Here is a 13,320-nt window from a genome sequence, read left to right on the forward strand (position 1 = left end):
AATCCGGCATAGAGCTACGAAGAAAAAATGTATCTCGCCAGTGTCGTTCTGGTGCCATAGTAAAGTAATTGGTTGCTGGTACATTATGCTTCGCGGCGTGGGTTACCGGTGTTAAGGTTTTGGTTTGTGGGTAGAGAGCGCTATTGTTCGTTTGGCCTAGTTTTCGGCAATTGGCTGCGCTAGCGCTTCGCGAGTGGTTCTAGTGAACTGTGTCCACCGCTAATAACAATACAAATCAAGGTGACGTCTTTTGCGTTGCGGCTTCGCCTCCACTACAAAGCCGCACTTGTTTGTAGGCGTTAGCAGTCTTTTATAGTCAATATTTACAGTTAGATTTTTGTGAGTTTGACTCATTCGTTTTCTCTTCACAATTAATTAACGTCATGCTTTTACTTATTACTCCAAAAACAATAGATTGATTATGGCAGTGAAATAGAGGCCTAAGCCAAAGACTAGATGAGTTAATAAACTGCGAAAGCGAGCCACATTTGGCTTAGGGGTCTTGGCTGCGGCAATACCGAAACCAAAGCAAGGCTGTATTATAAAAAAGGGAAAAGCTACGGTTAATGCGCCAAATGTTATCGCAGGCACTATAGATGGCTCAATCAACCATTTATTTCCGGTAAATATTATTAGTGCTGCCGCAAATGTAATGCCGATCAAATAGTGTGATACCCAACCGATTACTGACTCTAACGCAACTGGCTTCACCATACTGATATTTTCATGACAAAATGCACCTCTAGGTATATTTGCTAACCAGCGACCGACCAAAGCATAATTAAGTGGAACAATACCCAAAATACGCTGTAATAGAATGCCCCAAAGATCCATTACCAAGGTTGCACCAGTGCCAATAATGACAGAACTGGTAAACAGTCTAAATAATAATTCATCATTCATTAAATAATTCTCTCTTAAATTTTGTTATAAAAAGTTAAATTTACAGCTGATATCAAAACTTGCTTTAATTTGGTGTTTCAGTGTTAGTTCGCTATGATTACACTTCAAGTTAACTTGAGGTCAAGTGTAAATGTTAAAAAAATCCTTAGATATTGGCGAAGTAGTAAAACGCGCGGGATTGCCTGCATCAACTTTGCGTTATTATGAAGAAAAAGGCTTAATTAAATCAGTTGGCCGACATGGGTTGCGGCGTATGTTTGATGTCAGTGTACTGCATCGATTATCCTTGATTTCATTGGGGCGACTTGCAGGTATGTCGTTAGAAGAAATCAATACGATGTTTTCTCGCGATGGTATTGCAAAAATAAATAGACAACAATTATCAAATAAAGCGGATGAGTTAGAGCAAAAGATTATGCATTTAAGTACAATGCGTGATGGTCTGCGACATGCGGCAAGTTGTCCTGAGCCAAATCATTTTGAATGCCCAAAGTTTAATCAAATGCTTCGTCTTGCTAATCGTCAAATAAGAGTGTTAAATAAAAAGAGTTGAAGTGAATTTAATGGATATGATGAAAGAGTATCACGACTGCTAACAAGAACATCAAACGGAAAAATTACAGTTGGCTGTTTTCGTTCCTCAAACATTATAGCCAACTATCATTTTCCGCTTATGTAAGCGTTATAAGCGCTCGTATTTGGTTGTAAGGTTTTTTACGTTTTTCAATTGAGCGCAGAGGCGCCTGAGGGTTTCGTGGAACCACTTTTTGGGCTAAAAGGCAGCCTGTCGGCCGCCATAGTTTGATGTTAAGAGTGTTCGTTCTCGGTGCGAGTTATACCAGCCAAACTAAATTGTTAAAGAACAACAATATAGTTTGGCTTAGTAAATCAGTTTGTTGTTGGCTGTTTGACTCCGTTCCAACCATCTTCGCGTGGGCTAAGTCCAAATATTGAAGTATGGTATTCGAGTAAGGTATTGTGGTCCTCACTAGAAAGTTCGGTACGGTTCCGCTTATAACAAATTGCTTAAACATCGTTCCGGCCAAAAAGACGGCCTCCACTGGACGCAGCAAGCTGCGCCGTTTAGCAAAACGTTATAAGCGCTCGTAGTTGGTTGTAAAGTTTTTACGTTTTTCAATTGAGCACTGAGCTTTCTGAGATTTTTGAGGAATAACTTTTAAGCTAAAAGGCCGCCTGTCGGCCGCCATAGTTTGAGGTTAAGAGTGTTCGTTCTCGGTGCGAGTTATACCAGCCAAACTATATTGTTAAAGAGCAACAATATAGTTTGGCTTAGTCAATCAGTTTGTTGTTGGCTGTTTGACTCCGTTCCAACCATCTTCGCGTGGGCTAAGTCCAAATATTGAAGTATGGTATTCGAGTAAGGTATTGTGGTCCTCACTAGAAGGTTCGGTACGGTTCCGCTTATAACAAATTACTTAAACATCGTTCCGGCCAAAAAGACGGCCTCCACTGGACGCAGCAAGCTGCGCCGTTTAGCAAAACGTTATGTGTCATATACACCAAAGCATGGAGTTAGTATTGGAAATAGTAATAGCCGAAATAATCAATGACCATTACTCTGTAGATAAGGAAGTGTCTTGGCTAAAGTGTAGAACCGATAGCAATGTCTTTGTATGCTTCTGGGGTGAGCTTGGTAAGCCAAATAGAAACATTGTCTCAATACGTAACCAAGTGGTTCCTCTCAGTATAGAAATACTGAATCCTGAGTGTTGCGAGCCAACGCAATATGAAAAATCAGAGTATGGTATTGCCATCAGTGTTCCTTCGGATACATATATACAAATTAATCCCGAGCAATAAGCACATAACAAATTGCTCAAGTACACTCCGGCCGCAAAAGGCGCGGCCTCCGCGGGACAACCTACACTGCGTTTCGGTTGCCCCTTAGCAAGGCGTTATAAGGCGCTCGTAGTTGGTTGTAAAATTTTTACGTGTTTCAATTGAACTCTGAGTTTTTCTGAGAGTTTTGTTGAATCACCTTTAAGTTAAAAGGCCGCCTGTCGGCCGCCATAGCTTGAGGTTAAGAGTGTTCGTTCTCGGTGCAAGTTATACCAGCCAAACTAAATTGTTAAAGAGCAACAATATAATTTGGCTTAGTCAACCAGTTTGTTGCTCGTTGTTTGGCTTCGTTCCAACCATCTTTGCGTCGGCCAAGTCAAAATATTGAAGTAGCGTCTTTGAGTAAGGTGTTGTGGTAATCACTAGGAAGTTCGGTGCGATTCCGCTTATAACAAATTACTTAAACATCGTTCCGGCCAAAATACGGCCTCCACTGGACGCAGCAAGCTGCGCCGTTTAGCAAAACGTTATGAATCCAGAGGCTCCGAGGGGTGTAGCTGAGAAATCTGTATGGGCATAAAATTTATAAACACTATTGTCTTCTGCTCGGATATAAAACTATCAAAAAACTTCTATGAAAGTATATTGGGTGTACAGGTTGAGAAAGATCTTGGAGATATAGTGTTTTTTGGCAATAATCTGGTACTGCATTGTGCAGATAGTATCACCAGTACAGTATTCAAACGAGAAAAAAGTGCCCCTCCGTCAATGCAGGGTAAAAAAAATATATTAATCTACTTTGAAGTAGAAAACTTGGAGCAGATTTTCTCCAAGATTGGGAAAATCGTAAAAGTAATTCATGGTGTTGAAAAGCAGGCATGGGGGCAAAAAGTATTCAGGTTCTATGATCCAGATGGCCATATAATCGAGTTTGGAGAGCCATTCGATGTAAATTCATAACAAATTGCTGCACGCTGACACATACTGCTCCGCTCGTTTTTGTGTCTTTCGCTGCGCTCCATTTTACACAAAAACGCTCTCCGCAGTATGTGCAGGTGAGCAAAGCGTTATGGCGGGTTTAAATAATTTGTATATCGTTCCAGAATACTGTCCAATTTGAGAACTCGCAGTTTAGTAAGTGCAAACGTCGAGAAAGAACAAATAGTTTCACTCGGCACAAGAATGTAGTGAAGTGGTTACAATAGAAAGTATTGGAATAAGGTGAGTCTAAAACCATTCGTTCCTTGGCTCACGGTTTAAGATTCCACTGCGAAACAAAAATGGGTAGTTCGCATCTTCAAAGCTCCATCAAGAAGGTACGAACTAAAATAATAGTAGTTTAAACTGGTTGGGTTTTTAATAGGCTAAAGTTCCGCGTTTGCTCCACAAAGAGCGCTGTAGAGAATAAGTGCCACCCAGCTCATAACAAATCGCTGCACTCGGACGCATATTGCTACGCTCGTTTTTATGTATGTCGCGGTGCTCCATTTTACATAAAAACGCTCTCCGCAATATGCGCCGGTGAGCTCGGCGTTACTTGTCTATTCAAAAAAGTTTGGTGTGTATTTAAGTTTTGGTAGGGTGTTCCTAAATTCGTCAGGCTCCATCAAGTTTAGGTAAGCCACCTTTGGTCGCTTACAACGTGCTTCGTAAGAGGTAGATTTGGTAATCCGGTAAAGCTTCGTTGCAAAAAAGCGCAACCAAGCTTTACCTAGCAAAGGGAAATTGCGGCTAATTCCTCCCGTTCGTTCCTTTCTGTTGGTTGCCATAATCACTTGTTGTTTTGGGTCAATTTTATGCCTTCTGTTTTGGCTATCCCACGGTTATAGTTGGGTCTAACCAAAGCTTCAGGCTTTTTAAACAAATAAAGCAATTGGCGTAACAGCGTAGTTCAAAGCGAGTAAGTGTTTGGTACAAGTAACAAACCAAGTCAGTAGGACTTACTTTGCCGTCGCTTCGCTCCAAAACGCAAAGTAAGCCTCTGCTTGGGGCGTTATGAGGCAACATGCTCTGGAAGCGTGCAAAAACATTTAAACTCATTCCTGTATTGCCGAAGAACTATCGCAGTATTTGTTTGCGCGCTATTGAGGTTGCTACTGACCCGAGAGTTCTCTTGGATAACCAGTTGATTACCGATTTTTCGGAGCAAGGTAAGCTAACTCAGAAAGGCATACGAAGTTGTATTAACTTTGAAGTTCAGGATGGAAATATAGGTATTGTGGGCTTTCATGACCATCCAGAAGAAATGTGGGTAAATGCAAATTACCAGAATTTTGCAAGCTATTGTGAGCAGCAGGGTTGGCTCCACATTGAAGGGCCAGTCTCTTAACAAGGCCATCATGCATCGCCAGCAAGCTGGCTGGACAAATTTTCCGTCGCTTGTTTTGTGGCTTAACGCTACGCTTCCACAAAACAATCAACTCCAAATTTGCCGCATATGGCGGCGTTACTTGTCTAATCTAAAAAGTTTGGTGTGTAGTTAAGTTTCAGTAGGGTGTTCCTAAATTCGTCACCCTCCATCAAGTTTAGGTAACCAACCTTTGGTCGCTTACAACGTGCTTCGTAAAATGCAGATTTGGTAATCCGGTAAAGCTTCGTTGCAAAAAAGCGCAACCAAGCTTTACCTAGCAAAGGGAAATTGCGGCTTATTCCTCCCGTTCGTTCCTTTCTGTTGGTTGCCATAATCACTTGTTGTTTTGGGTCAATTTTATGCCTTCTGTTTTGGCTATCCCACGGTTATAGTTGGGTCTAACCAAAGCTTCAGGCTTTTTAAACAAATACAGCAATTGGCGTAACAGCGTAGTTCAAAGTGAGTAGGTGTTTGGTACAAGTAACAAACCAAGTCAGCAGGACTTACTTTGCCGTCGCTTCGCTCCAAAACGCAAAGTAAGCCTCTGCTTGGGGCGTTATGGCGGGTTTAAATAATTTTTGTATCGTTCTAGAGCTCGTCAAAATTTGAGAGTTCGCAGTTTAGTAAGTGCCATCGTCGAGAAAGAACAAATAGTTTCACTCGGCACAAGAAAGTAGCCAAGTGGTTACAATAGAAAGCTTTGGAATAAGGTGAGAGCAAAACCATTCGTTCCTTGGTTCAACGTTTTAGGTTTCACTGCGAAACAAAAATGGGTAGTTCGCATCTTCAAGGCTCCATCAAGAACGTGCGAATTGTTAGAATAGTAGTTTAAACTGGTTGGGTTTTTTGGGGTATTGGTTTCGCTAAAGCTCCACAAAGAGCGCTGTAGAGAATAAGTGCCACCCAGCTCATAACAAATCGCTGCACTCGGACGCATATTGCTACGCTCGTTTTTATGTATGTCGCGGTGCTCCATTTTACATAAAAACGCTCTCCGCAATATGCGCCGGTGAGCTCGGCGTTATGGCGGGTTTAAATAATTTAGTTGTCGTTCCAGAATTTTTATTAAATTGAGAGTTCGCAGTTTAGTAAGTGCAATCGTGGAGAAAGAATAAATAGTTTCACCCGGCACAAGAATCTAGCGAAGTGGTCACAATAAAAAGTATTGAAATAAGGTGAATCTTAAACTGTTCGCTACTTGGTTTACCGTTTAAGATTCCACTGCGAAACAAAAATGGGTAGTTCGCATCTTCAGGGCTCCATCAAAAAAGGTGAGAATTGTAAGAATAGTAGTTTAAACTGGTTGGGTTTTTAATTGGCTAAAGTTCCGCGTTCGCTCCACAAAGAGCGCTGTAGAGAATAAGTGCCACCCAGCTCATAACAAATCGCTGCACTCGGACGCATATCGCTACGCTCGTTTTTATGTATGTCGCGGTGCTCCATTTTACATAAAAACGCTCTCCGCAATATGCGCCGGTGAGCTCGGCGTTATGGCGGGTTTAAATAATTTGTATATCGTTCTAGAGTTCGTCAAAATTTGAGAGTTCACAGTTTAGTAAGTGCCATCGTCGAGAAAGAACAAATAGTTTCACTCGGCACAAGAAAGTAGCCACGTGGTTACAATAGAAAATATTGGTATAAAGAGATAGCAAAACCATTCGTTCCTTGGTTCAACGTTTTAAGTTCGACTGCGAAACGAAAATTAGTAGCTCGCATCTTCAAGGCTCCATCAAGTCGGTGCGAATTACAAGATTAGTGGTTTAAACTGGTTGGGTTTTTAATTGACTAAAGTTCCGCGTTCGCTCCACAAAGAGCGCTGTAGAAAGTAAGTGCCGCCCAGCTCATAACAAATCGCTGCACTCGGACGCATATCGCTACGCTCGTTTTTATGTATGTCGCGGTGCTCCATTTTACATAAAAACGCTCTCCGCAATATGCGCCGGTGAGCTCGGCGTTATAGCGGGTTTAAATAATTTGTAAATCGTTTCAGAGTTCGTCAAAATTTGAGGTCTCGCAGTTTAGTAAGTGCAATCGTCGAGAAAGAACAAATGGTTTCACTCGGCGCAAGAAAGTCGCGAAGTGGTTACAATAGAAAGTATTGGAATAAGGTGAGTCTAAAACCATTCGTTCCTTGGTTCACCGTTTAAAAACCCACTGCGAAATGAAACAGGTAGTTCGCATCTTCAAGGCTCCATCAAGAAAATGCGAATTGTTAGAATAGTAGTTTAAACTGGTTGGGTTTTTTTGGGGTATTGGTTTCGCTAAAGCTCCACAAAGAGCGCTGTAGAAAGTAAGTGCCACCCAGCTCATAACAAATCGCTGCACTCGGACGCATATTGCTACGCTCGTTTTTATGTATGTCGCTGTGCTCCATTTTACATAAAAACGCTCTCCGCAATATGCGCCGGTGAGCTCGACGTTATGGCGGGTTTAAATAATTTAGTTGTAGTTCCAGAATATTTATTAAATTGAGAGTTCGCAGTTTAGTAAGTGCAATCGTCGAGAAAGAATAAATAGTTTCACTCGGTGCAAGAAAGTAGTGAAATGGTCACAATAGAAAGTATTGAAATAAGGTGAGTCTAAAACCATTCGTTCCTTGGCTCACCGTGTAAGATTCCGCTGCGAAACAAAAATGGGTAGTTCGCATCTTCAAAGCTCCATCAAGAAGGTGCGAATTGTAAGAAAAGTAGTCTAAACTGGTTGGGTTTTTTTCGGGGTATTGGTTTCGCTAAAGCTCCACAAAGAGCGCTGTAGAGAATAAGTGCCACCCAGCTCATAACAAATCGCTGCACTCGGACGCATATTGCTACGCTCGTTTTTATGTATGTCGCGGTGCTCCATTTTACATAAAAACGCTCTCCGCAATATGCGCCGGTGAGCTCGGCGTTATAAGCGCTCGTAGTTAGTTGTAAGGTTTTTACGTGTTTCAATTGAGCACTGAGTTTTTTGAGAGTTTTGTGGAGTCACTTTCAAGCTGAAAGGCCGCCTGTCGGCCGCCATAATTTGAGGTTAAGAGTAAGAGTGTTCGTTCTCGGTGCGAGTTATGCCAGCCAAGCTAAATTGTTAAAGAACAACAATATAGTTTGGCTTTGTAAATCAGTTTGTTGCTGGTTGTTTGACTTCGTTCCAACCATCTTTGCGTCGGCCAAGTCAAAATATTGAAGTAGCGTCTTTGAGTAAGGTGTTGTGGTAATCACTAGAAAGTTCGGTACGGTTCTGCTTATAACAAATTACTTAAACATCGTTCCGGCCAAAAGACGGCCTCCACTGGACGCAGCAAGCTGCGCCGTTTAGCAAAACGTTATGCATTTAAGGATAGATTATGAAGTCAATAATTATAATGTTGGTCTCGCTATTGCTAGTCTCATGTAAAGATAATGGAAGTTCAGGCACCCTCGAGGAAGAAAGCATACAAGTCTACATAAATAGCGGGGCTATTCAGTGTGAAACTACAGGAAATTCATTTCAGGTTACTGCTCAAACCTTAATTGAACATGGTATTGATGTTATTAATTCAACATGTGGCTATATAACAGGGCTTGCGGTCGCAGCTCAATGTGGTCTTGGCGATAGCAATATTAATATTCATACCATTTCAGCTCAAAATTTACCAGATGCTATAGAGCTGGGCTATAAGAGTACAGACACCCTTCCTCAAGGGTACACCGAAATATGTGAGAGCGATGCATAACAATTTTCTCCAGCCGACATCCAAACCTCCGCGCCTTTTTGTGCTTCCGCTTCGCTCATTGTCGCACAAAAAAGGCGCTACAGTTTGGCTGCGGCTGAGCAAGGCGTTAGATTTTATTATGAATATCGACGAAAAATTGGCGAAAGAATACTTTGTTCTTCAGGGATATGGATCTCTAGTGTTTGAGCCTGATGGGAATTGCCCTCCAGATTTTAGTATATCTAGCCGCGTAGGAATTGAAGTAAGAAGATTAAACAAGAATCACACAAAAAACGGAAAAAGAGTAGGCTTAGAACAGGAATCAACTCCTATCGTTGACTGTATAAATAGCTCCCTAAAATCGTTTGGTAAGGTTAAGGGGTTGAGCTGCTATTTGGGAATAATTAGTTTAAAGAGACCGTTTCCAACTATAAAAAAAGTAAAACTAGCGGTAAAGGAAAATGTAGAGTCATTTTTAAAGAACCCAACCTCTTCGGTATATACATTTGATATTGGCGGCAGCCTTATAGTAAAGCTTGCTGAAGCAAGTGATGATCATGAATTCACGTTTGAGGTTGGGGCCATCACAGATTTTGATTTAGGGGGCTGGGTAGTTCCAGGCGTACTAGAGAATATACGGCTGTGTATTGCCGAAAAGACAGAAAAAATACAGCCTTATCTAAATAATTATAGTGAATGGTGGCTGCTACTTGTTGATCATATAGGTTATGGTCGAAATGGCGTTGAAATTTCCAATAGTACCATCAGGCCGAAAGAGTGGAATAAGATAATAGTAATTGATCCGGTTAGTAAGTCCGCGTATGAAATCTAACAAGTTGCTCCTGCTGACATTTTTTCCGTTGCGCCTTTTGTGCTTAATAGCACAAAATTCTTCACTTCAAAAATACAGCAGAGCAAGGCGTTATAAGCGCTCGTAGTTGGTTGTAAAGTTTTTACGTTTTTCAATTGAGCTCTGAGCTTTCTGAGAGTTTTGTGGAATAACTTTTAAGCTAAAAGGCCGCCTGTCGGCCGCCATAGTTTGATGTTAAGAGCGTTCGTTCCCGGTGCGGGTAATGCCAGCCAAACTAAATTGTTAAAGAGCAACAATATAGCTTGGCTTAGTAAACAATTTGTTGGTGGTTGTTTGACTTCGTTTCGACCATCTTTGCGTCGGCTAAGTCAAAATATTGAAGAAGGCTCTTTGAGTAAGGTATTGTGGTCCTCACTAGCAGGTTCTGTGCGGTTCCGCTTATAACAAATTACTTAAACATCGTTCCGGCCAAAAGACGGCCTCCCCTGGACGCAGCAAGCTGCGCCGTTTAGCAAAACGTTATAAGCGCTCGTGGTTGGTTGTAATGTTTTTACGTGTTTCAATTGAGTAACGAGCTTTCTGAGAGTTTTGTGGAACCTCTTTTAGGCTAAAAGGCCGCCTGTCGGCCGCCATAGCTTGAGGTTAAGAGTGTTCGTTCTCGGTGCGAGTTATACCAGCCAAACTAAATTGTTAAAGAACAACAATATAGTTTGGCTTAGTCAATCAGTTTGTTGTTGGCTGTTTGACTCCGTTCCAACCATCTTCGCGTGGGCTAAGTCCAAATATTGAAGTATGGTATTCGAGTAAGGTATTGTGGTCCTCACTAGAAAGTTCGGTACGGTTCCGCTTATAACAAATTACTTAAACATCGTTCCGGCCAAAAAGACGGCCTCCACTGGACGCAGCAAGCTGCGCCGTTTAGCAAAACGTTATGTTCAGCAAACAATTTTGGCGTTTTCAACAAGGAATAGATAAATGGTCACATGCTATTTGAAATATGTGTTAGATCCATTCAAGATAAAGGAGTTTGAGTATTATTCAAAACTCTGGATTCCATTGGTTGCAAAGTTTGGAGGTAATCATCATGGTTACTTCTTGCCTCATGAAGGGGCAAGTAATGTAGCTATTGCGCTATTTACATTTCCAAGTTTAGCTGAGTACGAAGTTTATCGTCAGCAAGCAAGTGATGATTCAGAGTGCCAAGCTGCGATGAAATATTATGAAGAGACCAAATGCTTTTTGAGCTTTGAGCGCTCATTTATGAAGCCTCTGTTTCAATAGATAGGAAATGTATTCTACGAAAGAAGTGCCAAAAAAACATAACAAACAGCTTCAGTCGACGTTTTGGTCTTCGCTCCTATTTGCGCATGGCCTAGGGCCATTGTTGCGCAAATATCCACTACAACCAAAACGCAACTGAGCTGGGCGTTATGGCGGGTTTAAATAATTTAGTTGTAGTTCCAGAATATTTATTAAATTGAGAGTTCGCAGTTTAGTAAGTGCAATCGTCGAGAAAGAATAAATAGTTTCACTCGGTGCAAGAAAGTAGTGAAATGGTCACAATAGAAAGTATTGAAATAAGGTGAGTCTAAAACCATTCGTTCCTTGGCTCACCGTGTAAGATTCCGCTGCGAAACAAAAATGGGTAGTTCGCATCTTCAAAGCTCCATCAAGAAGGTGCGAATTGTAAGAAAAGTAGTCTAAACTGGTTGGGTTTTTTTCGGGGTATTGGTTTCGCTAAAGCTCCACAAAGAGCGCTGTAGAGAATAAGTGCCACCCAGCTCATAACAAATCGCTGCACTCGGACGCATATTGCTACGCTCGTTTTTATGTATGTCGCGGTGCTCCATTTTACATAAAAACGCTCTCCGCAATATGCGCCGGTGAGCTCGGCGTTAGAGTCACACGTAAATATCGATAAAGGAGGAAGTTATGCTATTTGATTGGGATGAAGAAAAAAGAAATAAAACTCTCTTAGAAAGAGGGATTGACTTTATTGATGCAGCTTTCGTTTGGGAGGATCCGTTTCGTCAAGAGCGAGCGGATGAAAGGAACAATTATGGAGAAAAACGAATCCAAACCATAGGGAAGGTGAGCTTTGGTATCTTGTTAGTTGTTTATACGGAGCGTGTCCGAGAGGATGGTAAAGAAGTCATCCGTATTATTTCTGTGCGGAAAGCGGGACGAAAAGAGAGGAAAGAATACGAAACTCGCACTTTTGCATTGAGGAGAATCGTATGAGTAAAGAATATAGCCTAGAAGAGCTGAAAAACCTGAAAAGTAAAACTGATGTGAAGCGGTTTAATGAAACTTCAGAAAAGGACATTATGGAGCAAACAATAGCTGATCCGGATCTCCCAAATCTGACTGAAAAAGAGCTTAAAGAATTCAAGCAAGGAAAAGGGAAATCTTCAAATGAAAAAGACTAAATCATCGCCAAAGAATATTCAAGAGCTTAAAAAAGAAAAAAGTAAAACAAACTGGGGTAGAGTTTTGGCTGAAAAAGAAAGCTCTAACAAGGCAATGCAGCCGACGCAAAAAACACGCGGCTGATTGCGGCGTTATGGCGGGTTTAAATAATTTGTATATCGTTCTAGAGTCCGTCAAAATTTGAGAGTTCGCAGTTTAGTAAGTGCAATCGTCGAGAAAGAATAAATAGTTTCACTCGGTGCAAGAAAGTAGCCACGTGGTTACAATAGAAAATATTGGTATAAAGAGATAGCAAAACCATTCGTTCCTTGGTACAACGTTTTAAGTTCGACTGCGAAACGAAAATTAGTAGCTCGCATCTTCAAGGCTCCATCAAGTCGGTGCGAATTACAAGATTAGTGGTTTAAACTGGTTGGGTTTTTAATTGACTAAAGTTCCGCGTTCGCTCCACAAAGAGCGCTGTAGAAAGTAAGTGCCGCCCAGCTCATAACAAATCGCTGCACTCGGACGCATATTGCTACGCTCGTTTTTATGTATGTCGCGGTGCTCCATTTTACATAAAAACGCTCTCCGCAATATGCGCCGGTGAGCTCGGCGTTATAAGCGCTCGTAGTTGGTTGTAAAGTTTTTACGTGTTTCAATTGAACTCTGAGTTTTTCTGAGAGCTTTGTGTAATCACTTTTAAGCTAAAGGGCCGCCTGTCGGCCGCCATAATTTGAGGTTAAGAGCGTTCGTTCCCGGTGCGAGTTATACCAGCCAAGCTAAATTGTTAAAGAACAACAATATAGATTGTCTTTGTAAATAATTTGTTGGTGGTTGTTTGACTTCGTTTCAACCATCTTTGCGTCGGCTAAGTCAAAATATTGAAGAAGGCTCTTTGAGTAAGGCATTGTGGTCCTCACTAGAAAGTTCGGTACGGTTCCGCTTATAACAAATTACTTAAACATCGTTCCGGCCGAAAAGACGGCCTCCACTGGACGCAGCAAGCTGCGCCGTTTAGCAAAACGTTATAAGCGCTCGTAGTTGGTTGTAAGGTTTTTACGTGTTTCAATTGAGCGCTGAGGCCCCTGAGGGTTTCGTGGAACCACTTTTAGGCTAAAAGGCCGCCTGTCGGCCGCCATAGTTTGAGGTTAAGAGTGTTCGTTCTCGGTGCAAGTTATACCAGCCAAACTAAATTGTTAAAGAACAACAATATAGTTTGGCTTAGTCAATCAGTTTGTTGCTGGTTGTTTGACTTCGTTCCAACCGTCTTTGCGTGGGCTGAGTAAAAATATTGAAGCAGGGTCTTTGAGTAAGGTATTGTGGTAATCACTAGAAGGTTCGGTACGGTTCCGCTTATAACAAATTACTTAAACA

At 41.6% G+C, this 13,320-nt stretch carries 10 protein-coding genes; 9 read left to right on the forward strand and 1 reads right to left on the reverse strand.

Annotation, left to right across the window (positions count from 1 at the left end; translation table 11 throughout):
- Positions 1-396: 396 nt before the first annotated feature.
- On the reverse strand, positions 397-903 hold the full coding sequence (locus H5715_RS05250) for a DUF2938 domain-containing protein (RefSeq protein WP_075188200.1): 507 nt from the start codon (positions 901-903) through the stop codon (positions 397-399).
- A 130-nt stretch (positions 904-1,033) separates the two neighbouring features.
- Between H5715_RS05250 and H5715_RS05255 the strand changes: the two genes are divergently transcribed.
- From H5715_RS05255 to H5715_RS05295, 9 genes are all read left to right on the forward strand, one after another.
- Positions 1,034-1,456 (forward strand): helix-turn-helix domain-containing protein, encoded by a 423-nt coding sequence (locus H5715_RS05255; protein ID WP_075188199.1) that lies wholly within the window; start codon positions 1,034-1,036, stop codon positions 1,454-1,456.
- 1,817 nt (positions 1,457-3,273) lie between these two features.
- Entirely contained in the window at positions 3,274-3,663 is a 390-nt protein-coding gene (locus tag H5715_RS05260) for a VOC family protein (RefSeq protein ID WP_083608212.1), read from the forward strand.
- Between the two features lie 1,045 nt (positions 3,664-4,708).
- Positions 4,709-5,032: a hypothetical protein gene (locus H5715_RS05265; protein WP_075186752.1), complete on the forward strand. Its 324-nt coding sequence runs from the start codon at positions 4,709-4,711 to the stop codon at positions 5,030-5,032.
- A gap of 3,343 nt (positions 5,033-8,375) precedes the next feature.
- On the forward strand, positions 8,376-8,744 hold the full coding sequence (locus H5715_RS05270; protein WP_185906601.1) for a hypothetical protein: 369 nt from the start codon (positions 8,376-8,378) through the stop codon (positions 8,742-8,744).
- A 118-nt stretch (positions 8,745-8,862) separates the two neighbouring features.
- Positions 8,863-9,555 (forward strand): hypothetical protein, encoded by a 693-nt coding sequence (locus tag H5715_RS05275; RefSeq protein ID WP_139309712.1) that lies wholly within the window; start codon positions 8,863-8,865, stop codon positions 9,553-9,555.
- Between the two features lie 954 nt (positions 9,556-10,509).
- The gene (locus H5715_RS05280) at positions 10,510-10,815 is read left to right on the forward strand and encodes an NIPSNAP family protein (RefSeq protein ID WP_075187879.1); all 306 of its coding nucleotides are present in this window, start codon (positions 10,510-10,512) and stop codon (positions 10,813-10,815) included.
- A gap of 651 nt (positions 10,816-11,466) precedes the next feature.
- Positions 11,467-11,775: a BrnT family toxin gene (locus H5715_RS05285; protein WP_075184715.1), complete on the forward strand. Its 309-nt coding sequence runs from the start codon at positions 11,467-11,469 to the stop codon at positions 11,773-11,775.
- Complete coding sequence (locus H5715_RS05290) at positions 11,772-11,963, forward strand: hypothetical protein (protein ID WP_075184714.1); 192 nt, start codon at positions 11,772-11,774, stop codon at positions 11,961-11,963. Before H5715_RS05285 ends, H5715_RS05290 begins: the two co-directional genes overlap by 4 nt.
- Positions 11,950-12,087: a hypothetical protein gene (locus H5715_RS05295; RefSeq protein ID WP_175574238.1), complete on the forward strand. Its 138-nt coding sequence runs from the start codon at positions 11,950-11,952 to the stop codon at positions 12,085-12,087. The genes H5715_RS05290 and H5715_RS05295 overlap by 14 nt, the downstream gene beginning before the upstream one ends.
- The last annotated feature ends 1,233 nt before the right edge of the window (positions 12,088-13,320 follow it).

Source organism: Teredinibacter haidensis, assembly GCF_014211975.1.
Lineage (GTDB): Bacteria > Pseudomonadota > Gammaproteobacteria > Pseudomonadales > Cellvibrionaceae > Teredinibacter > Teredinibacter haidensis.

Bases quoted from the DNA above. Each gene is read 5' to 3' on its own strand.
- H5715_RS05250 (WP_075188200.1), bottom strand. From the start codon at position 903: ATGAATGATGAATTATTATTTAGACTGTTTACCAGTTCTGTCATTATT.
- H5715_RS05255 (WP_075188199.1), top strand. From the start codon at position 1,034: ATGTTAAAAAAATCCTTAGATATTGGCGAAGTAGTAAAACGCGCGGGA.
- H5715_RS05260 (WP_083608212.1), top strand. From the start codon at position 3,274: ATGGGCATAAAATTTATAAACACTATTGTCTTCTGCTCGGATATAAAA.
- H5715_RS05265 (WP_075186752.1), top strand. From the start codon at position 4,709: ATGCTCTGGAAGCGTGCAAAAACATTTAAACTCATTCCTGTATTGCCG.
- H5715_RS05270 (WP_185906601.1), top strand. From the start codon at position 8,376: ATGAAGTCAATAATTATAATGTTGGTCTCGCTATTGCTAGTCTCATGT.
- H5715_RS05275 (WP_139309712.1), top strand. From the start codon at position 8,863: ATGAATATCGACGAAAAATTGGCGAAAGAATACTTTGTTCTTCAGGGA.
- H5715_RS05280 (WP_075187879.1), top strand. From the start codon at position 10,510: ATGGTCACATGCTATTTGAAATATGTGTTAGATCCATTCAAGATAAAG.
- H5715_RS05285 (WP_075184715.1), top strand. From the start codon at position 11,467: ATGCTATTTGATTGGGATGAAGAAAAAAGAAATAAAACTCTCTTAGAA.
- H5715_RS05290 (WP_075184714.1), top strand. From the start codon at position 11,772: ATGAGTAAAGAATATAGCCTAGAAGAGCTGAAAAACCTGAAAAGTAAA.
- H5715_RS05295 (WP_175574238.1), top strand. From the start codon at position 11,950: ATGAAAAAGACTAAATCATCGCCAAAGAATATTCAAGAGCTTAAAAAA.